The 18,716-nt window shown below is 58.0% G+C and carries 22 protein-coding genes; 2 read left to right on the top strand and 20 right to left on the bottom strand.

Annotated elements, in window-relative coordinates:
* Positions 1 to 133 precede the first annotated feature (133 nt).
* From queC to LVD08_RS27350, 17 genes are all read right to left on the bottom strand, one after another.
* Positions 134 to 826: a 7-cyano-7-deazaguanine synthase QueC gene (gene queC, locus LVD08_RS27430; protein WP_247269721.1), complete on the bottom strand. Its 693-nt coding sequence runs from the start codon at positions 824 to 826 to the stop codon at positions 134 to 136.
* Position 827: 1 nt separating this feature from the next.
* Positions 828 to 1,475, bottom strand: a complete 648-nt coding sequence (queE, locus tag LVD08_RS27425) for a 7-carboxy-7-deazaguanine synthase QueE (RefSeq protein ID WP_247269720.1) — start codon at positions 1,473 to 1,475, stop codon at positions 828 to 830.
* 166 nt (positions 1,476 to 1,641) lie between these two features.
* Positions 1,642 to 2,478 carry a tol-pal system protein YbgF gene (gene ybgF / locus LVD08_RS27420; RefSeq protein WP_047296035.1) on the bottom strand — a complete coding sequence of 279 codons (837 nt, stop codon included), beginning with the start codon at positions 2,476 to 2,478 and terminating at the stop codon, positions 1,642 to 1,644.
* A gap of 6 nt (positions 2,479 to 2,484) precedes the next feature.
* Positions 2,485 to 2,982: a peptidoglycan-associated lipoprotein Pal gene (gene pal / locus LVD08_RS27415; RefSeq protein WP_003178634.1), complete on the bottom strand. Its 498-nt coding sequence runs from the start codon at positions 2,980 to 2,982 to the stop codon at positions 2,485 to 2,487.
* 52 nt (positions 2,983 to 3,034) lie between these two features.
* Positions 3,035 to 4,315, bottom strand: coding sequence for a Tol-Pal system beta propeller repeat protein TolB (gene tolB / locus LVD08_RS27410; protein ID WP_164747834.1), 1,281 nt, complete (start codon positions 4,313 to 4,315; stop codon positions 3,035 to 3,037).
* Positions 4,316 to 4,332: 17 nt separating this feature from the next.
* Positions 4,333 to 5,409, bottom strand: a complete 1,077-nt coding sequence (tolA, locus tag LVD08_RS27405; protein ID WP_041068568.1) for a cell envelope integrity protein TolA — start codon at positions 5,407 to 5,409, stop codon at positions 4,333 to 4,335.
* The gene (gene tolR, locus LVD08_RS27400) at positions 5,409 to 5,861 is read right to left on the bottom strand and encodes a protein TolR (RefSeq protein WP_161794900.1); all 453 of its coding nucleotides are present in this window, start codon (positions 5,859 to 5,861) and stop codon (positions 5,409 to 5,411) included. The genes tolA and tolR overlap by 1 nt, the downstream gene beginning before the upstream one ends.
* 23 nt (positions 5,862 to 5,884) lie before the next feature.
* Positions 5,885 to 6,580 (bottom strand): protein TolQ, encoded by a 696-nt coding sequence (tolQ, locus tag LVD08_RS27395; RefSeq protein ID WP_007912733.1) that lies wholly within the window; start codon positions 6,578 to 6,580, stop codon positions 5,885 to 5,887.
* Positions 6,570 to 7,037 (bottom strand): tol-pal system-associated acyl-CoA thioesterase, encoded by a 468-nt coding sequence (gene ybgC, locus LVD08_RS27390; RefSeq protein ID WP_027612533.1) that lies wholly within the window; start codon positions 7,035 to 7,037, stop codon positions 6,570 to 6,572. The genes tolQ and ybgC overlap by 11 nt, the downstream gene beginning before the upstream one ends.
* A gap of 127 nt (positions 7,038 to 7,164) precedes the next feature.
* Complete coding sequence (ruvB, locus tag LVD08_RS27385; RefSeq protein ID WP_007962024.1) at positions 7,165 to 8,226, bottom strand: Holliday junction branch migration DNA helicase RuvB; 1,062 nt, start codon at positions 8,224 to 8,226, stop codon at positions 7,165 to 7,167.
* Complete coding sequence (gene ruvA, locus LVD08_RS27380; RefSeq protein WP_003227522.1) at positions 8,227 to 8,835, bottom strand: Holliday junction branch migration protein RuvA; 609 nt, start codon at positions 8,833 to 8,835, stop codon at positions 8,227 to 8,229.
* 114 nt (positions 8,836 to 8,949) lie between these two features.
* Complete coding sequence (gene ruvC / locus LVD08_RS27375) at positions 8,950 to 9,477, bottom strand: crossover junction endodeoxyribonuclease RuvC (RefSeq protein WP_007962095.1); 528 nt, start codon at positions 9,475 to 9,477, stop codon at positions 8,950 to 8,952.
* Positions 9,478 to 9,635: 158 nt separating this feature from the next.
* Positions 9,636 to 10,382, bottom strand: coding sequence for a YebC/PmpR family DNA-binding transcriptional regulator (locus tag LVD08_RS27370; RefSeq protein WP_003227527.1), 747 nt, complete (start codon positions 10,380 to 10,382; stop codon positions 9,636 to 9,638).
* Positions 10,383 to 10,509: 127 nt separating this feature from the next.
* Positions 10,510 to 12,285 (bottom strand): aspartate--tRNA ligase, encoded by a 1,776-nt coding sequence (aspS, locus tag LVD08_RS27365; RefSeq protein ID WP_003227530.1) that lies wholly within the window; start codon positions 12,283 to 12,285, stop codon positions 10,510 to 10,512.
* A gap of 100 nt (positions 12,286 to 12,385) precedes the next feature.
* On the bottom strand, positions 12,386 to 12,607 hold the full coding sequence (locus tag LVD08_RS27360; protein WP_003227532.1) for an FmdB family zinc ribbon protein: 222 nt from the start codon (positions 12,605 to 12,607) through the stop codon (positions 12,386 to 12,388).
* 133 nt (positions 12,608 to 12,740) lie between these two features.
* Positions 12,741 to 13,076, bottom strand: coding sequence for a ribbon-helix-helix domain-containing protein (locus LVD08_RS27355; protein ID WP_247269719.1), 336 nt, complete (start codon positions 13,074 to 13,076; stop codon positions 12,741 to 12,743).
* Positions 13,077 to 13,262: 186 nt separating this feature from the next.
* Positions 13,263 to 13,733 (bottom strand): Dps family protein, encoded by a 471-nt coding sequence (locus tag LVD08_RS27350; RefSeq protein WP_007912745.1) that lies wholly within the window; start codon positions 13,731 to 13,733, stop codon positions 13,263 to 13,265.
* A 310-nt stretch (positions 13,734 to 14,043) separates the two neighbouring features.
* On the opposite strand from LVD08_RS27350, the gene LVD08_RS28090 reads away from it, so the two are divergent.
* Entirely contained in the window at positions 14,044 to 14,646 is a 603-nt protein-coding gene (locus LVD08_RS28090; protein WP_027612531.1) for a cold-shock protein, read from the top strand.
* 72 nt (positions 14,647 to 14,718) lie between these two features.
* Here LVD08_RS28090 and LVD08_RS27340 read toward each other — a convergent pair whose 3' ends face one another.
* Together LVD08_RS27340 and LVD08_RS27335 are read right to left on the bottom strand one after the other, a co-directional pair.
* The gene (locus LVD08_RS27340; RefSeq protein ID WP_007962092.1) at positions 14,719 to 14,925 is read right to left on the bottom strand and encodes a SlyX family protein; all 207 of its coding nucleotides are present in this window, start codon (positions 14,923 to 14,925) and stop codon (positions 14,719 to 14,721) included.
* A gap of 3 nt (positions 14,926 to 14,928) precedes the next feature.
* On the bottom strand, positions 14,929 to 15,354 hold the full coding sequence (locus tag LVD08_RS27335) for an HIT family protein (protein ID WP_027612530.1): 426 nt from the start codon (positions 15,352 to 15,354) through the stop codon (positions 14,929 to 14,931).
* An 894-nt stretch (positions 15,355 to 16,248) separates the two neighbouring features.
* Here LVD08_RS27335 and LVD08_RS27330 point away from each other — a divergent pair.
* Positions 16,249 to 17,613, top strand: a complete 1,365-nt coding sequence (locus LVD08_RS27330) for an OprD family porin (protein WP_247269718.1) — start codon at positions 16,249 to 16,251, stop codon at positions 17,611 to 17,613.
* Between the two features lie 117 nt (positions 17,614 to 17,730).
* On the opposite strand, the gene LVD08_RS27325 is transcribed toward LVD08_RS27330, so the two are convergent.
* Complete coding sequence (locus tag LVD08_RS27325; RefSeq protein ID WP_007912753.1) at positions 17,731 to 18,573, bottom strand: mechanosensitive ion channel family protein; 843 nt, start codon at positions 18,571 to 18,573, stop codon at positions 17,731 to 17,733.
* Positions 18,574 to 18,716 lie beyond the last annotated feature (143 nt).

The raw sequence follows: 18,716 nt of genomic DNA, 5'->3' as shown, positions 1-18,716 counted from the left end.
GGTCGTGTGGGATTCGAACCTACGACCAATTGGTTAAAAGCCAACTGCTCTACCAACTGAGCTAACGACCCGCTGTGTGGTGGCGCGTATAATACTGATTTTTAAGGACTATTCAACACCTTTTTGAAAAAAATCAAAAATAAGGTGTTGGATCGCTTACACCGGCCGCTGCGAAGCCTTCTGCACGCAGGCGGCAGCTGTCGCATTTGCCGCACGCGCGGCCTTCATCGTCCGCCTGATAGCAGGAAACGGTCAGGCCGTAATCCACGCCCAGCTTCACGCCCGCCTGGACGATCTGCGCCTTGCTCAGGTTCTGCAGCGGTGCCTGGATGCGGAAACCGTTGCCTTCCACACCCGCCTTGGTCGCCAGGTTGGCCATGCGCTCGAACGACTCGATGAACTCCGGACGGCAATCCGGGTAACCGGAATAGTCCACCGCGTTGACCCCGATAAAGATGTCACGCGCGCCAAGCACTTCAGCCCAGCCCAGTGCCAGCGACAGGAACACCGTGTTGCGCGCCGGTACGTAGGTCACCGGGATGCCCTCGCCCAGCTCTTCCGGGACGTCGATGCTGGTGTCGGTCAGCGCCGAGCCGCCCATGCCATTCAGGTTCAGGCCGATCACTTTGTGCTCGACCACACCCAGATCGCGAGCGACGCGCGCGGCGGCATGCAGCTCTGCATGGGAGCGCTGGCCGTAATCGAAACTCATGGTGTAACAGGCGAAACCTTCGGCTCGGGCCATTGCCACGACCGTGGCCGAATCCAGACCGCCCGACAGTAAAATCACTGCACGCTGTTCGGTGGTGTTCAGTTGTTCAGTCATCTCAGCGCCCCGGCTCGTCATTCCAAAGATACTTGTGCAGCTGTAATTGCAGACGCACCGACAGGTTGTCTGCCACCACCCAGTCCGCCAGATCCCTGGCATTGAGGTCATGATGACTTGGGGAAAACAGCACTTCACCCGCACGTTGATCGAGACCGTACTGGATCAGTTTGGAAACCGCCCAGTCATAGTCGTCCCGCGAACAGATGACAAACTTCACCTGATCGTTGGGCGTCAACAGTTCGATGTTTTCGTAGCGGTTGCGGTGCGCCTCTTTGGAGTCCGGTGTCTTCAAGTCGACCACGCGACTGACGCGCGAATCTACCGCCGAGATATCGAGTGCACCACTGGTTTCCAGTGACACTTCGTAACCGGCATCACACAATTGCTTGAGCAACGGGATGGCATTGGGCTGCGCCAGCGGTTCACCGCCGGTCACACAGACGTAGCGCGGGCGAAACCCGGCCACTTGTTCGAGGATATCGTCGAGGGTGCGGATCGTACCGCCGCTGAACGCATAGGCGCTGTCGCAGTATTGGCAACGCAATGGGCAACCGGTCAGGCGCACAAAAACCGTGGGCAGCCCGGCAGTCCGCGTTTCCCCCTGCAACGAGTAGAAAACTTCGGTAATTCTCAATGTGTCTTGCATAGTCGCCACGGGCGTAACAGCTAAACAGGCTGTCCGCCTCCGTCAGGCACCTCAGGCAACCCCGCCAACGCGTAGATCACCAGAAGCGTGTTTCAGAAAAAGGGCGTGAATTCTAACGAAAAAGCCCGCGACAAGCGCGGGTTTCTTCCAAACGGGTCAAACACACTTACATGCGTTGCAGATCGCGTTGGGCCAACTGAGCAGCGGAGGTCCCCGGGTATTGGGAAACCACCTGTTGCAAAATGCCTTTGACCTTGTCGGTGTGACCGAGGCGGCGCTCTACATCAGCCAGCTTGTACAGCGAATCCGGCACTTTGGCGTGCTTGGGATAGAGCTGAGAAACTTTGGCAAAAGCCTGACCTGCACCTTGCAGATCGCCCTTGGCCAGGTTCACTTCGCCCAACCAGTACTGGGCATTGCCCGCGTATTGGCTGTTCGGGTATTTGCGCAGGAATGCCGAGAAAGCCTGGCTGGCCTTGTCGAAATCCTTGGCTTTGATCAGGTCGAAAGCGGCATCGTAATACAGCTTTTCCTTGGCCGGATCACCCGGTTCGCTACTTGCAGCAGGTGCCTGGGCGGCAGCAGCCCCGGCGCCAGCGGCAGCACCGGCAGCAGCACTTGCATCGCCACCGGCAGAAGAATTCTCAGGAGTCGCGGCAGGTGCAACACCGGATCCTATGCGCCGATCAAGATCCTGGTATCGCTCCAGGGATTCCTGTTTCATGCGCGCAACCTGATTCTGCAGTTCTTCGATCACACCTTGCTGGCGCGATATCTGATCCTGCATCTGTTGCAGTTGGTTGAACAGCATGCCCTGTGCCGAGGCAGGGGCCGAAGCCGCTCCCCCGGCATAGGCGCCGTTCGTACCGTAACCCGCAGGCGGATAACTGCTCCCGCTATTGTTATAACCGGAGTTGTCATCGACCACAGGAACCGCAGCCCACGCCGCAAGCGGCGCGAGGCTGAGAGCCAGAACAGTTACAGCACGACGGCACGTTCGCATATCGAATTACTTACGCAGTTCGACGCGACGGTTTTGAGCCCAGGACTGCTCGTCGTTGCCGGTAGCAACTGGACGCTCTTCGCCGTAGGAAACCAGTTCCAGCTGAGCTGGGGAAACACCTTGCAGTACCAGGTAGCGCTGAACGGCTTTCGCACGACGCTCGCCCAGTGCCATGTTGTACTCACGAGTACCACGTTCGTCGGTGTTGCCTTCCAGAACAACGCGAGCGCCGTTTGCTTTCAGGTCTTTGGCGTGAACGTCCAGAGCGCGCATGGCTTCTGGCTTCAGGTCCGAGCTGTCGTATTCGAAGTAGAAGGTGGTGATTGCGCGCAGAGCAGCTTCTTCGCTCAGGGAACCGTCAACGGCACCAGTGTTTGCGCCGTAACCAGCGTTTGGATCAACAGCGCCTTCACCGGCGTTGTCGCCGCCTTTGGACGAGCAACCTACAGCTACAGCCATGGCCAGAGCCAGCGCAGCAAATTTACCAAACTTCAGCATTTCCATCGTGAAACTCCTAATGAACCCCAGTGTGTTAAGTAAAACGTAAAGCGCCGCGTCAGTTCAGGTAAGGGGACCAGGACGGTTCTCTGACTTCGCCTTGTGCGGTAGGAAGCGGGAGCCTCACGCGTCCATTAATGGACACGAGCATCAAGACTCCCCGGCCCTGCTGGCGGGTGGCGTAGATTACCATGGTGCCGTTGGGCGCAACAGTAGGTGACTCGTCCAGAGTGCTATCAGTGAGGATCTTTACACTACCTCGCTGCAAATCCTGGGCCGCCACCTTGAAATTGGTGAAACCATCCTGGCGATGGATCATCACCAGCGTCTTTTCATCAGCCGACAGCTTCGGGTTGGCGTTGTAGTTGCCAATGAAGGTCACACGCTCTGCACCACCGCCGCTGGCGCTGGTTTTGTAGATCTGCGGCTTGCCGCCACGGTCCGAGGTGAAGTAGATGGTCGAGCCATCCTTGCCCCAGTACGGTTCGGTGTTGATGCCAGGACCTGCCGTCACACGAGTGATCTGACGCGAACCCAGGTTCATCACATAGATGTCCGGGTTGCCGTCTTTCGACAGTACGAAAGCCAGGCGATTGCCATCCGGCGACCAGGCTGGCGCGCCATTCAGGCCTTCGAAGTTGGTGATCTGCTCACGGCGACCGGTGTCGATGTTCTGCATGAAGATCCGTGGACGCTTCTGCTCGAACGACACGTAGGCGATGCGCTTGCCATCCGGTGCGAAACGCGGCGACAGAATCGGCTCGCGCGATTGCAGCAGAGTCACGGCACGGGCACCGTCGTAGTCCGAACGCTGCAGGGTGTAGCGAGTGTTCTTCTCGGAGAAACGCTCGGCTGTCACGTACAGCAGACGGGTCGAAAACGCACCTTTGATACCGGTGAGTTTTTCGAACGACTGGTCAGAGATGAAGTGCGCCATGTCACGCAGTTGCTCGGTGGTACCGGAAACACTGCCGTCAGCCACTTTCTGCTCGGTGGCCACGTTGAACAATGCCCATTGCACCTGCAGACGACCGCCCGCAGGAGCAATGCTGCCGACCATCATGTATTGAGCACCCACCGCCTTCCAGTCACGGAAGATGATTTCGCTCGGCTGGCTTGGCTGGCTGATCATGTTTTGCTTTGGAATCGGCGAGTAGTAGCCCGAGTTCCGCAAATCGTTACCAATGATTTCAGCCATATCGTCCGGCAGCACCGCACCGCCCTGCATACCGAACGGTACGACGGCGATCGGGGTGGCCCGATCGCTGCCGCTGGTGACCAGAATGTTCTTTTCATCAGCCATCGCGATCCCTGCCATGCAGCAGATCACGACCAGCATTCCTCGAAGAAGGTTTCTCACAAGGCTAGATCCTCAGGTGTGAATGTCATCTTGAATGAACGATACGGAGCGAAATCGCTCGGCTTCATTCCCTGCATTTCTGTCAAACGTCCAATATTCTTCACTGCCGCGACTGCCGACGCATCGAACGGACCATCGCCACTGGACTTGGCCACGCTGACCGAAGTCACCGTACCGTCCGGCAACATGCCGATTTGCAGCACGACCGTCATGCCTTTGCGTGCCGAAGGAGGACGCGCCCAACCTTCCGCTGCCCGCGCACGAATCAGGTCATCGAAACTGCCCGCGACTTCGTCACCCTGCTCATCGGCCAAGGCCTGCTGACGCTGTGGCGTGTCGGAAAGCAAATCTGCCAGGGCCTGAGCCTTTTTCTCTTCGGCGGATTTACGTGCCGCTTCCTGCGATTTTTTCTTCGCAGCATCGGCAGCAGCTTTCTTCTTCGCTTCGTCGGCGACTTTCTTCTTCGCCTCTTCAGCTTCAGCTTTTTTCTTGGCGTCTTCGGCGGCTTTCTTCTTCGCGTCTTCGACGATCTTCTTCTTGGCTTCTTCAGCGGCCGCTTTCTTGGCCTCTTCTTCAGCCGCCTTCTTGGCTTCTTCTTCGGCTTTCTTCTTGGCTATATCAGCCAATTGTTTCTCTTCTGCCTTCTTGGCCTCGGCTTTCTTCGCATCGTCGGCTTTCTTGGCTTCATCAGCCTTTTTCGCCTCGTCCGCTTTCTTCGCCTCGTCGGCCTTCTTGGCTTCCTCGGCCTTTTGAGCCGCTTCTTCTTTCTTTTGTTCCGCAGCCTTCACCGCTTCCTGCTCGACCTTTTTCTGTTCCATCTGCTCGACTTCGGTCTGGCGCGCGGCGGATTTCTTCGCCTCACCCGCAATCTTCTGATTGGTCTGGGTGGTTGCCTGACTTTTCGATTTCAACTGGTACAGGGTCGCCTGGACAATCGGCTTGGCCGGCGGCAACTCGGGTGTAAAGGCGAAACTGACGAACAGCATGCCGAACACCAGCACGTGCAGGACAATCGCCAGAACACTGGGCCAGAAGTAGCTTTCCGAGGCGGACGGCTCTCGCTGTTGCTGCATCAGGGGGCCTCGGTAATCAAACCAACATTACCGACTCCGGCTTTCTGCAACCCGCCCATGGCCCCCATGACGGCGCCGTAGTCGACCGACTTGTCGCCACGAATAAAGACCTGGGTACGCTTGCCGCCTTCGGTGCCGGCGCGAATGATCTTGGTCACCGCGTCAGTCATCTGCGGCAGGGTCATTGCCCTGTCCTGCTGCTTTTCGGTATCGACTTCGCTGCCAAGGTTCCAGTAGTAGGTCTTGTCAGCCTTGATCGAAATGGTCAGCACCTGAGTGTTGTTGTCCTGCGGCAAGGCTTCGCTGGAAACCTTGGGCAGATCCACTTTCACGCCCTGATTGAGCATCGGCGCGGTCACCATGAAGATAACCAGCAGCACCAGCATCACGTCGATGTATGGCACCACGTTCATCTCGGCGACCGGCTTGCGCTTGTTTCGGGCTCGAGCGATTAAAGCCATCGGGAAATACCTGCTTATTCTTCGCTGGTGTGCACTTTGCGGTGCAGGATCGCCTGGAACTCATCGGCGAAGGTGTAGTAGCGGCTCAGCAAGGTTTCGCTGCGGGCAGAGAAACGGTTGTAAGCGATAACGGCCGGGATCGCGGCGAACAGGCCGATCGCGGTGGCGATCAGAGCTTCGGCAATACCCGGGGCCACGGTGGCCAGGGTCGCCTGCTGGGCGCTGGCCAGACCGCGGAAGGAGTTCATGATGCCCCACACGGTACCGAACAGACCGATGTACGGGCTGACCGAACCAACGGTGGCGAGGAACGGCAGGCTCTGCTCCAGCTTCTCTTCCTCACGGGAAATGGCAACGCGCATGGCACGGGCCACACCTTCCATCACCGCTTCCGGGTCAACACCTGGCTGCTGACGCAGACGGGAGAATTCCTTGAAACCGGCACGGAAGATCTGCTCTACGCCCGAATCCGGATCCGGGTTGCTGCCGGCCTGACGGTACAGCTTGGACAGATCGATACCCGACCAGAAGCGCTCTTCAAAGCTCTCCAGGGCGCGTCGACCGGCGCGCAGCAGATTGCTGCGCTGAAAGATCATGATCCATGAGGTCACCGATGCGGCCACCAGGGTCAACATTACCAACTGCACCACGATGCTGGCATTGCTGACCAGGCTCCACATGGAGGAATGGTCGACGACGTTAGCTTCCACGCTTTATCTCCTGCTTTGAGTGTGTACCCGTGCCGCCCGCGTCGGCAAAGGCCGCACGCAAGGATTCGGGCATGGCCCGGGGTTTCAAACTGTCGGTGCGCACGCAGGCCACCAGAAACTGCCCTTCACAGAGCAGCACATTATCCGTGGCCCGCCTGACCTGCTGTTTGAAGCGCAGGCTGGCACGGTTCAATTCGATTACATCAGCGCTTACCAGCAGTTCGTCGTCCAGTCGCGCCGGCGCGTGGTAACGCGCTTCGCTGGAATGCACGACAAACAACAGGTCCTCCCCGGCCAGTTCCGACTGGGCAAAGCCCAGCGTCCGGAGCCGCTCGGTTCGAGCCCGTTCCATAAACTTGAGGTAATTAACGTAATACACGATGCCGCCCGCATCGGTGTCCTCGTAATAAACGCGACAACGATGTGCGAACGGCTCAAGCCCGTTTTGCGCGCGCATACTCTAGTGCTTACTCCTCGGGTTGCCAATCCGGCCAGGCAACTGTTTTTTCAGTGTTTAAGGCTTTACCGCAAAAGTACCGTCCTGTGACAGTACAAACGCTGAATAAATCGCCAAAAAATGTGTATCAATCGTCCACGGCATCGAGAAACTCGTCTGCCACGGGCATCTCGCCCATTCGTGACGGAATGTTTAAACCGAAATGCAGGTACGCATGCCGCGTCACCACCCTGCCCCGTGGCGTACGCATGATGTAACCCTGTTGAATCAGGTACGGCTCCAGCACATCTTCGATGGTATGGCGCTCTTCACTGATCGCCGCCGCCAGACTGTCGATACCCACCGGGCCGCCATCGAACTTCTCGATCATGGTCAGCAGCAAGCGTCGATCCTGATGATCGAACCCGTGTTCGTCGACGTCCAGCAGGTTCAACGCCAGATCGGCCACCGACTTGGTGATATGGCCCTTGGCGCGGACTTCGGCAAAATCGCGCACCCGCCGCAGCAGGCGGTTGGCGATCCGCGGTGTACCGCGAGCGCGACGAGCGATTTCGAAAGAACCCTCCGGATCCAGCGGCAGACCGAGAATCGCCGCCGACCGACTGACAATCGTCGCCAGATCCGCCGTGCTGTAGAACTCAAGACGCTGGACGATACCGAAGCGGTCACGAAGCGGGTTGGTCAGCATGCCGGCACGGGTGGTGGCGCCAACGAGGGTGAACGGTGGCAGATCAAGCTTGATCGAGCGCGCCGCCGGCCCTTCGCCGATCATGATATCGAGCTGGAAATCTTCCATCGCCGGATACAGCACTTCTTCAACGATGGGCGACAGTCGATGGATTTCGTCGATGAACAACACGTCGTGTGGCTCAAGATTGGTCAGCAGTGCCGCCAGATCTCCCGGACGCTCAAGCACCGGGCCCGACGTGCTCTTGATCGACACGCCCATTTCCTGGGCAATGATGTTGGCCAGCGTGGTTTTACCCAGACCCGGCGGGCCGAAGATCAACGTGTGATCCAGCGATTCACTGCGACCCCGCGCCGCCTGGATGAACAGTTCCATCTGCTCGCGCACGGTCGGCTGGCCAATATAGTCGGCCAGACTGACCGGGCGAATGGCCCGATCCTGGACTTCTTCGCGCTCGCGCGGGCTGTGCGCGGCGGCGATCAGACGATCAGCTTCAATCACTTAAATCATTCCCTTCAGGGCGCGGCGGATCAGGTCTTCACTGCTCAAATTCTTGTCCTTGATGGCGGTAATCGCCTTGCTCGCTTCCTGCGGCTTGTAGCCCAGGGAAATCAGCGCGCTGACCGCATCGTTTTCAGCGGTGTTGACCGGCGCCGGGCCGTCCGGCTGATTCGGCACCAGGGCGAACATGGCCGGCGAGGTTTCCCAGGCCTTGAAGCGATCCTTCAGTTCAACCAGCAGGCGCTCAGCGGTTTTCTTGCCGACCCCCGGGACCTTGGTCAGCGCCGAGGTGTCCTGGGATTGCACGCAGCGAATCAGTTCATCGACTTCCAGGCTCGACATCAAGGCCAAGGCCAGTTTCGGCCCGACACCATTGAGACGGATCAACTCGCGAAAAAAGTCTCGCTCACGCTTGCCGGCGAAACCATAGAGTAACTGCGCGTCTTCGCGTACGACCAAATGGGTGTGCAGCGTCAGCGGTTCACCGACCGACGGCAGACGATAAAGGGTGGTCATGGGCACTTCCAGCTCATACCCGAGGCCGTTTACATCCAGAATCAGGTGCGGCGGCTGTTTCTCAGCCAGGGTGCCGCGCAAGCGTCCAATCACGTTTCAGATCCTTGAGCGTTGGCCAGCCGTGGGCTGGCGACAGATGGAAGGCGGGAATCGGGCCGACGACCCAGGCGCGAAATCCGCATTCCGCAAAAATGATTGCTGATGCTATCAGAGACGCAGGCGCCCGCCACGACTGCGTGCGGTACCCAGGCCATGCGGCAGCAGGCTGGAACGGGTGTGCGCGTGACAAATCGCGATGGCCAGGGCATCCGAGGCATCGATCTGCGGTTTGCTGGTCAGCTTGAGCATGTGCATGACCATCATCTGCACCTGTTCTTTATTGGCGGCGCCGGTGCCGACCACGGCTTGCTTGACCTGAGTGGCGGTGTACTCGGCAATCTCCAGACACTCTTCAGCGCCAGCCACAATGGCGGCGCCGCGAGCCTGCCCGAGCTTGAGAGCCGAATCGGCGTTTTTTGCCATGAACACTTTTTCGATGCCCATGGTCACCGGGCCATAGGTCTGAATGATTTCACGCACGCCGCGATAAACGATTTGCAGCCGCTCATGCAGCTCGCCGGCGCCGGTGCGGATGCAGCCCGACGCCACGTAGATGCAGCCGCCGCGGCCGGTATCGCGAACAATCCCGTAACCGGTGATGCGCGAGCCGGGGTCGATACCCAGAATTAAAGTCATAACGCCTGCGGAGTCGGTAAAAACAAGAAATTCATAACAGCGAATATCCAATGTGGGAGCGGGCTTGCTCGCGAAGGTGGTGTGTCATTCAGCATTGATGCTTGCTGATACGCCGCCTTCGCGAGCAAGCCCGCTCCCACATTGAAGCCTAGTCGCTCTTAACCGAGCTGAGCGGCCACGTCTTCCGGAATGTCCGCGTTGGAGTAGACGTTCTGCACGTCATCCAGATCCTCGAGCATGTCGATCAGCTTGAGCACCTTCTCCGCGCCTTCCAGATCCAGCTCGGCGCTGGTGGTCGGCTGCATGACGATTTCCGCGTCGTCGCCCTTGAAACCCGCTGCCTCCAGCGCGTTACGCACCGCATAGAAGCTGGTGAACGAGGTGAACACATCGATCGAGCCGTCTTCATGGCTGACCACATCGTCGGCATCGGCTTCCAGCGCCGCTTCGGTCAGGGCGTCTTCGTCAACGCCCGGGGCGAAGCTGATCTGCCCTTTGCGTTCGAACAGATAGGCGACCGAACCGTCGGTGCCGAGGTTGCCGCCGCACTTGCTGAATGCATGGCGTACGGCCGCTGCGGTACGGTTGCGATTGTCGGTCATGCACTCGACCATCACCGCCACGCCGCCCGGGCCGTACCCCTCATAGGTCAGCTCTTCAACGTTATCCGCTTCGGTCGCACCGGCACCACGGGCCACGGCGCGGTCGATGATGTCGCGGCTCATGTTCGCACCGAGGGCCTTGTCCAGGGCCAGGCGCAGACGCGGGTTGGAACCCGGATCGCCGCCGCCCTGACGGGCCGCAACGGTCAGTTCACGGATCCACTTGGTGAAGATCTTGCCTCTCTTGGCATCCTGACGTTCTTTGCGGTGCTTGATGTTCGCCCACTTGGAATGACCTGCCATAACTCGCTCCGAATTCTCTTGAAACGTTGCCCGCCCTGCTCACGCAGTGGCCAGCAAACAAAAAATCTCGACCTGCTCTCTATAGAAAGAAAAAAGGCGCATCCGAAGATGCGCCTTCAGGCCCGTCTTACTCAGCCTTTGGCGTTTCGCGCAAACGAATGTGCAGCTCGCGCAGCGCCTTGGCATCCACCACACCCGGCGCTTGCGTCATGACGTCCGCAGCACTCTGGGTTTTCGGGAAAGCGATCACTTCACGGATCGACTGGGCGCCGGTCATCAGCATCACCAGACGATCCAGACCGAAGGCCAGACCACCGTGCGGCGGCGCACCATACTTCAGCGCGTCGAGCAGGAAGCCGAACTTCTCTTCCTGTTCCGCTTCATTGATACCCAGCAGGCGGAACACCGCTTGTTGCATTTCCTTGCGATGGATACGGATCGAACCGCCACCCAGCTCGGTACCGTTCAGCACCATGTCGTAGGCGCGTGACAGAGCGCCGGCCGGATTGGCTTCCAGCTCTTCAGGGGAGCACTTCGGTGCGGTGAACGGGTGGTGCAGCGCCGAGAAGCTGCCGTCGTCGTTTTCTTCGAACATCGGGAAGTCGACGACCCACATTGGCGCCCACTTGCAGGTCAGCAGATCGAGGTCGTGGCCGAGCTTGATACGCAGCGCACCCAGGGCTTCGCTGACGATCTTGGCCTTGTCGGCACCGAAGAACACGATGTCGCCGTCAACCGCGCCGACGCGATCGAGGATCACGTTGAGGTTGGCTTCAGGGATGTTCTTCACGATCGGCGATTGCAGACCTTCAACACCGGCAGCGCGCTCGTTGACCTTGATGTACGCCAGGCCCTTGGCACCGTAGATGCCGACGAACTTGGTGTAGTCGTCAATCTGCTTGCGCGGCATGCTCGCCCCGCCTGGAACGCGCAGTGCAGCGATACGGCATTTCGGATCGTTGGCCGGGCCGCTGAACACCTTGAATTCGACTTCTTTGAGTTGGTCGGCAACGTCGACCAGTTCCAGCGGGTTACGCAGGTCCGGCTTGTCGGAACCGTAACGACGCATGGCTTCTTCAAAGGTCATGTGCGGGAATTCGCCGAATTCCAGATCCAGCACTTCCTTGAACAGGTTGCGGATCATGCCTTCGGTCAGGCCCATGATGTCTTTTTCGTCGAGGAAGCTGGTCTCGATGTCGATCTGAGTGAACTCAGGCTGACGGTCGGCACGCAGGTCTTCGTCGCGGAAGCATTTGGCGATCTGGTAGTAACGGTCGAAACCGGCAACCATCAGCAGTTGCTTGAATAGCTGAGGCGATTGCGGCAGCGCGAAGAACGAACCGGCGTGAGTACGGCTCGGCACCAGGTAGTCGCGGGCGCCTTCCGGGGTAGCACGGGTCAGAATCGGTGTTTCGACGTCGAGGAAACCGTTCTCGTCGAGGAAGCGACGGATGCTGGTGGTCATGCGCGAACGCAGACGCAGCTTCTCGGCCATTTCCGGACGACGCAGGTCCAGGAAGCGGTAGCGCAGGCGGGTTTCTTCGCCGACGTCGGAGTATTCGTTGAGCGGGAACGGCGGGGTTTCCGACTCGTTCAGCACTTCCAGCTCGTAGCCCAACACTTCGATCATGCCCGACGCCATGTTGGCGTTGGTCGCACCGGCCGGACGCAGACGCACCTTACCGGTGATCTTCACGACGTATTCGCTGCGCACGCGATCGGCGGCGGCGAAGCTCTCGGCGCGATCCGGATCGAACACCACCTGAGCCAGACCATCACGATCACGGATATCGAGGAAAATCACCCCGCCGTGGTCGCGACGACGGTGAACCCATCCGCAAAGGGTAATTTCCTGGCCTTCCAGGCTTTCGTTCAGTTGGCCGCAATAATGGCTGCGCATCATGGTAGTGGTTTCGCTTCTCGTAATTCGAAATTCGGTGGAGATCCCGTCGCACTCAAGCACTGCGAAATCTCACGCGTGTCGTTCGACCTGGGCCTGAACCCTAGTCAGATTTGTCGCCACCGGCCAGATTCTTCTTGGCTCCGGTCTTGAAATCGGTTTCGTACCAACCGCTGCCGCTGAGGCGAAAACCCGGCATGGACAGCTGTTTCTTGAGCTCTGGCGCCTGACAGGCAGGGCAGTCGACCAGCGGTGCCTCGCTGATCTTTTGAATGGCTTCCAACTGATGACCACAGGAAGCACATTGATAATCGTACATCGGCATGGGGGTGTCTCGGCGATCAGATTGCCACCGCGCGCAGGGCTTTGCGGCGAAAGAGCGGGATTATATCCATTAAATGCGGGCTGTGCAGCCGTAAGACTGCACAGCCCGCCACGTCATTTCAAGTATTGCCCGTTCAGGGCATGACGGCCGCCGGAGTATCGCGCAGGCCATTCATCACGCACACCACCCGTACCAGACCACTGAAGTTTTTCACCCCGCCGTGGCGCAGGTGCACCTGGCGGTCCACATGGGACAGCAGCGTACTGACCGAGCAGCCATTGTGCCCAGCCATGTCACCGAGAATGTTCCAGTAAACCTGCTCGAGCCTCAAGCAAGTGGCAAAGCCGTTCAAACGCACTGATCTGGCCAGCGGCCGGATCAGCTCGAAATCGAAATCGCTGACAAACGGATCGACCTTCATTTCCCGTTGCGAACCGACATGCTCGCATCGCCTGTCTCCACCTACCATATCGCTGACACTCCTTTGTCATCGCTGCTTTTATAAAGACAACATCCTGTGCCTTCATAAAAACGCAGACGCAAAGTCAGCGCCAGATGACTAGTTGCCCAGCAGCGTAGGATAAGCCGACATCTTCAGTAAGATTTGAAACAGTATGCGGACATCCACACCTGCGGACGTCCGCGCACCGGACTATCAGGCCTCGAGCAACGCGCGCAACATCCACGCGGTCTTCTCATGCACCTGCATGCGCTGGGTCAGCAAGTCGGCCGTCGGCTCGTCACTGACCTTGTCCAACAACGGGAAGATGCCGCGAGCGGTGCGAGTGACCGCTTCCTGGCCGTCGACCAACTGCTTGATCATGTCCTCGGCACTTGGCACCCCGACTTCTTCTTTAATAGAGGAGAGACGCGCGTAAGTCGCGTAGGCACCCGGCGCAGGAAAACCCAGAGCGCGGATACGCTCGGCGATCAGATCCACCGCCAGCGCCAGCTCGTTGTATTGCTCTTCGAACATCAAATGCAGGGTCCTGAACATGGGACCTGTGACGTTCCAGTGGAAGTTATGGGTTTTCAGATACAGCACGTAGGTGTCCGACAGCAGCCGCGACAGCCCCTCGACGATGGACTTGCGGTCTTCTTCACTGATACCGATATCGATTGCCATGTTTACCCCCTAAGGCGATTGAATTCATCCAACAGGTGCAGACCCACTCTAGCAAGGCAGCCGCCACCTCGCAGCTGGCAATCTTCACTCGCCATGCGACAAATCGACCGGGCACGTGCCGCTGGCCGGGGTAATTTGAGTAGCTGCAGGCTTTGCTGTTAAATAGGCAGTGTGTCGCTACGCCCCATTTTTCGGGGGTGTCGCGCATAGGCTGATGCCGGGCACGTGTCCAACGCCTCTTTATTGTTCCGAAGCGAACCGTGCGCCTTCAGCTCTTCCTTGTGAGCCGTCATAACGTGAGCCAATCAAAATGTTGAAAATCGTCCACCTGCTAATGGGCGCAGCGGCCTTGCTGCTGTCGTTCATACCTAGCTTGAAATCCGAAGCCGTTCCTTACCTGCAACAACCCGATGCACTTTACCTGGCCTTTTTCGGCCTGCTGAATCTGGTCATCGCTCCAGTGATTCCTTACTGGAACAAAGGCCCGCGCCAGCATCTGCAAAATCTGGTCAGCGCTCTTCTCGTGCTGACTGTCGTCCTGCAAACCCTGACCCTGATCGCACCGATGCCAGTCATCGCCGGTCAACCGGCGGTGTTGTTCAGCCTGGTGATCGCTCTGGTTGCCGTGGTCCTGCATCTGGCCATCAGCTTCTACAAGTCTTCACCGGCCGCCGCACCGACTACCTATGACATGAGCAACCGCGATACCGGTACCGTCAAGTGGTTCAACACCTCCAAAGGCTTCGGCTTTATCTCCCGGGATTCCGGCGATGATATTTTCGTGCACTTTCGTGCAATCCGTGGCGAAGGCCATCGCGTACTGGTCGAAGGCCAGCGCGTGGAGTTCTCGGTGATGAATCGGGACAAAGGCCTGCAAGCCGAGGACGTGATCGCCGCCCTGCCGCGTCGCTGATCCAAGGCAATAAAAAACCGCGAACAGCCAGGCTGCTCGCGGTTTTTTTACGCCTGCATAAAGGTGTTGGCATCAGTAATGCGGTGGTGGCGCCTCTTCCTCGAAAGAATCGAACTGCCCGACCATCTCCTCCTGACGCTTGAGCAACGCCGCCATTTGCAACTGCAGGCGCTCGATCACCCGCTGCTGCGCCACCAGTTCGTCGTTCAACGCCTGAATGGTGTCATCCTGAAAAGCCAGACGGCTTTCCAGATCGGTGACGCGTTCTTCAAGGTTCATGGTTCAACCCTCCAGAAACGTGAAGTGTTCGGTCAGCACCAGACGCAGCCGCTCACGAATGCTCGCGACCTGCTCGGCGCTGTAGGGTTTGGCCGGGTGCTTGCCCCAGACCGGCGCCGGCCATGCCGCATCGTCACGCTTGCGCACGATCACATGCATATGCAACTGGCTGACAACGTTGCCCAGCGTCGCGACGTTCAGCTTGTCGGCATCGAACAAGTCCTTGAGCAACTCGGCCAGCGCCGTGGTTTCCTGCCACAACTGCTGCTGGTCGGCGACATCCAACTGAAACAACTCGCTGATATCGTCGCGACGAGGCACCAGGATGAACCACGGGTAATTGGCATCGTTGGACAGCAGCAGCCGGCAGAGCGGGAAATCGCCGATGGTCAGGGTGTCCTGTTGAAGTCGTGAATCTAAAGCAAACACTGCGTGCACTCCCGGCTGATCTACACAATTCAGCTTAGCGGCCATCCAGACAGGCAAGACGCCAAGCGACAGGCAGGCAGCATACCTGCGAATGCGCCGCGCTTCACGATGCAGTGCAGGGTCAGGCCACCACAGCCCTGCCAAGAGACATTCAAGAAGGTTGTGCACCATCCCGGAGCGTAAGCCGGCCTCGAACACGAGCAAATTCCCGAAACAACCTGAACCACCCGACTGCAGAAGCACCGCAAGCTGTATGAATCCAGTACAGCCTGTAAATTTTTTGCACCAAAACCGCACAGTGCGTCTACGCTCAGTGCGTCGGGCATCCGCCAAATACTCACTGACGGGGTGAACCGGTAACGTTTTTGGTTGTCATGGCCCCACGCAAACCTGACAACACGATGCAAAGGTATGCGTCAAGCCCCTGATACAAAAGGGCTTGAACCCCCGTTTTTATGCGGTTTTTACAGCGAAAGGCGGGTGTGCAGAAAAATAAACGTGGCAACCCTGCACTTTGTGCACGCTTGTTGCATTGAGACACGCATGGTCTATAAGCGCACCACGGGAAGTGGCAGCTTGAGACCAACCAAACACGGTGGCAGGGTTGCCCCAATGGAGATTCAAGTGTTTTGCCAGGGACTCTTTTTTACCGATGCAAAAAGGCCCAGAAACAGCGATAAAGTTGTCAGCCCGGCTGCATGGGTACTGTGAATTTGCGACATCGACCAAGCCATTTGCGACCTCGTCGTAAAGAACATGAAAGGTTGTATGTGCAAGTATCGCCAACAATGTCGGCGTGATATAAGTTTGCGCCGACACAAAAAGAAAGAGCCGCCCAGATAATAAAACAGGTGGGACGGCAGTACTCTTCTAAAACCAAAGGAGCAAATCACGATGCGCGTGATGAAGTGGAGCACAATCGCACTGGCAGTTGCAGCAGCAGCCAGTACTCAGTTGGCTACGGCCGCCCCGTTTGTTAGTGACCAGGCAGAAGCCAAAGGTTTCGTTGAAGATGCAAAACTCACCGAAACGTTGAAGAACTACTACTTCAACCGCGACAACAAGAACGGTGGCGCTGACCAGAAGGACTGGACCCAGGGTTTCCTGACCAATTTCAACTCCGGTTACACCCAAGGTACTGTCGGCGTAGGTATTGACGCTTTCGGCTACCTGGCTCTCAAACTGGACGGCGGTGACGGTACCTCCGGGTCGGGCAACATGAGCCGTAGCGATGTTGTCAATCCGAACAACGGCGCTCGCGACGTCAATGACAGCCAAGGCAAAGCCGGCGCTGCCATTAAATTCCGCATCTCCAAAACCGAACTGAAAGTCGGCGACCAGCAGCCAAGTACTGCTCCTGTGTTCGCAGTTGGCGGCTCCCGTATCATTCCGCAAACTGCCAGCGGCTTCCAGCTGCAGAGCAGCGAAGTCAAAGACCTTGACCTCGAAGCCGGTCACTTCTACTCGGCGACCAGCCAGGACAAAAACGCCCGTAACGGCGGCCTGTATGCGAACTACGCTGGCGTAGAAGCCAATTCGATCGACTATTTCGGCGGCAAATACGGCATCACCGACAACCTGAGCGCATCGCTCTACGGTGCCAAGCTGGAAGACGTCTGGAACCAGTACTACGCGAACGTGAACCTCACCACCCCATTCGGTGGCGACACTTCGCTGAACACTGACTTCAACATCTACCGCACCACCGATACCGGTGACAAGCTGGCAGGTGACATCAGCAACACTGCCTTCTCCCTGGCAACCGCGCTGTCGTTCCTGAAGGCACACACCTTCACCCTGGCCTTCCAGAAGGTTAACGGCGATACCCCGTTCGACTACGTCGGCGTGGGCAAGAACAACCGTGGCGGCGACTCGATCTTCCTCGCCAACTCCATCCAGTACTCTGACTTCAACGGTCCAGGCGAGAAATCCCTGCAAGCCCGTTACGACCTGAAAATGGCCGAGTACGGCGTACCTGGCCTGAGTTTCATGGTTCGTTACGTCAAAGGTTGGGATATCGACGGTACCGGTCTGGCTGCAAACAGCCAATACCGCACCAGCACTGGCGCACCGCTCTACGGTGAAGATGGCAAACACCACGAAACCAACTTCGAAGCCAAGTACGTTGTTCAGTCTGGCCCAGCGAAAGATCTGTCGTTCCGCATCCGTCAAGCCTGGCACACTGCCAACGCCGACCAGGGTGAAGGCGACGTTAAAGAGTTCCGCCTGATCACCGAATACCCACTGAACATCTTGTAATCGTCAGTGGTTAGTTTGGAAGCATAAAAAAAGGCCCATCTTCGGATGGGCCTTTTTATTGCCTGTCACTTGTAATAAATGCCTGACCAACAAGTCAGGCATTTAATTAGCAACCTATCATTGTGTTGCCGATTCCTGAACCACACGAATCACACGCTGTGGAAACGGAATATCAATACCGGCAGTCTTTAAACGATCACGCGACTGTTCGTTAAACATGAACATCACGTCCCAATAGTCTGCAGTTTTAACCCACACACGCAGGGAAACAGTGATCGAACTGTCACCCAACGTCGAAATGACCGCTTGTGGCGCAGGGTCCTGCAACACGCGCTCATCCTTGGCCAGATCCAGCAGCACCTGACGGGCCTTTTGCAGATCAGCTTCGTAATCCACACCCACGTCAAACACCACTTTGCGGGTTGGTTGACGGTTGGTGTTGGTGATGATGCCGTTCGACAGATTGCCGTTCGGGACGATGATGGTCTTGTTGTCACCGGTACGCAGCACGGTGTGGAAAATCTGGATGCTGTCGACAGTACCCGCCACACCTTGCGCTTCGATCCAGTCACCGATACGGAACGGACGGAACAACAGAATCAGCACGCCGCCGGCGAAGTTCGCCAGGCTGCCCTGCAACGCCAGACCGATGGCCAGGCCGGCAGCACCAATCGCGGCCACGAACGAGGTGGTTTCCACGCCGATCATCGAGGCCACGCTGACGATCAGCAGCACCTTGAGAATGATGTTCGCCAGACTGCTGATGAAGCCTTGCAGCGCCAGGTCGGCATTACGCAGCGCCAGCAGACCGCCGAGTTTTTGCGTGACCTTGTTGATCAGCCACCAGCCAATGGCCAGGGTAATCACCGCCAGCAGCACGCGGCTGCCGTATTCCATGATCATCGGAATCCACGCCTGGGACGCCTTGACCAGGTTGTCTACCTCAGCATTCAAATCCATCTTCCATCTCCTGATTTCCGGCTACCCGGGCTGTACACATATAAAAAGTGGGAGCGGGGTTGGGCGCGGAAGGTGGGGGACTGGAGGGGCATGGCGGAATCCCTGGGCCGCCGCGCCGCGGTGGGCGCCCGCCGGGCCTCCCG

It is taken from the genome of Pseudomonas sp. YL2 (genome assembly GCF_023063025.1).
Taxonomy (GTDB): Bacteria; Pseudomonadota; Gammaproteobacteria; order Pseudomonadales; family Pseudomonadaceae; genus Aquipseudomonas; species Aquipseudomonas putida_A.
Note: the sequence above shows the minus strand (reverse complement) of the source record. Positions and strands in the feature narration are given on the sequence as shown.

Coding starts and splice junctions, on each gene's coding strand:
- queC (WP_247269721.1), bottom strand. CDS start 826: ATGACTGAACAACTGAACACCACCGAACAGCGTGCAGTGATTTTACTG.
- queE (WP_247269720.1), bottom strand. CDS start 1,475: ATGCAAGACACATTGAGAATTACCGAAGTTTTCTACTCGTTGCAGGGG.
- ybgF (WP_047296035.1), bottom strand. CDS start 2,478: ATGCGAACGTGCCGTCGTGCTGTAACTGTTCTGGCTCTCAGCCTCGCG.
- pal (WP_003178634.1), bottom strand. CDS start 2,982: ATGGAAATGCTGAAGTTTGGTAAATTTGCTGCGCTGGCTCTGGCCATG.
- tolB (WP_164747834.1), bottom strand. CDS start 4,315: ATGCTGGTCGTGATCTGCTGCATGGCAGGGATCGCGATGGCTGATGAA.
- tolA (WP_041068568.1), bottom strand. CDS start 5,409: ATGCAGCAACAGCGAGAGCCGTCCGCCTCGGAAAGCTACTTCTGGCCC.
- ybgC (WP_027612533.1), bottom strand. CDS start 7,037: ATGCGCGCGCAAAACGGGCTTGAGCCGTTCGCACATCGTTGTCGCGTT.
- ruvC (WP_007962095.1), bottom strand. CDS start 9,477: ATGACTTTAATTCTGGGTATCGACCCCGGCTCGCGCATCACCGGTTAC.
- LVD08_RS27370 (WP_003227527.1), bottom strand. CDS start 10,382: ATGGCAGGTCATTCCAAGTGGGCGAACATCAAGCACCGCAAAGAACGT.
- aspS (WP_003227530.1), bottom strand. CDS start 12,285: ATGATGCGCAGCCATTATTGCGGCCAACTGAACGAAAGCCTGGAAGGC.
- LVD08_RS27360 (WP_003227532.1), bottom strand. CDS start 12,607: ATGCCGATGTACGATTATCAATGTGCTTCCTGTGGTCATCAGTTGGAA.
- LVD08_RS27355 (WP_247269719.1), bottom strand. CDS start 13,076: ATGGTAGGTGGAGACAGGCGATGCGAGCATGTCGGTTCGCAACGGGAA.
- LVD08_RS27350 (WP_007912745.1), bottom strand. CDS start 13,733: ATGGCAATCGATATCGGTATCAGTGAAGAAGACCGCAAGTCCATCGTC.
- LVD08_RS28090 (WP_027612531.1), top strand. CDS start 14,044: ATGTTGAAAATCGTCCACCTGCTAATGGGCGCAGCGGCCTTGCTGCTG.
- LVD08_RS27340 (WP_007962092.1), bottom strand. CDS start 14,925: ATGAACCTTGAAGAACGCGTCACCGATCTGGAAAGCCGTCTGGCTTTT.
- LVD08_RS27330 (WP_247269718.1), top strand. CDS start 16,249: ATGCGCGTGATGAAGTGGAGCACAATCGCACTGGCAGTTGCAGCAGCA.
- LVD08_RS27325 (WP_007912753.1), bottom strand. CDS start 18,573: ATGGATTTGAATGCTGAGGTAGACAACCTGGTCAAGGCGTCCCAGGCG.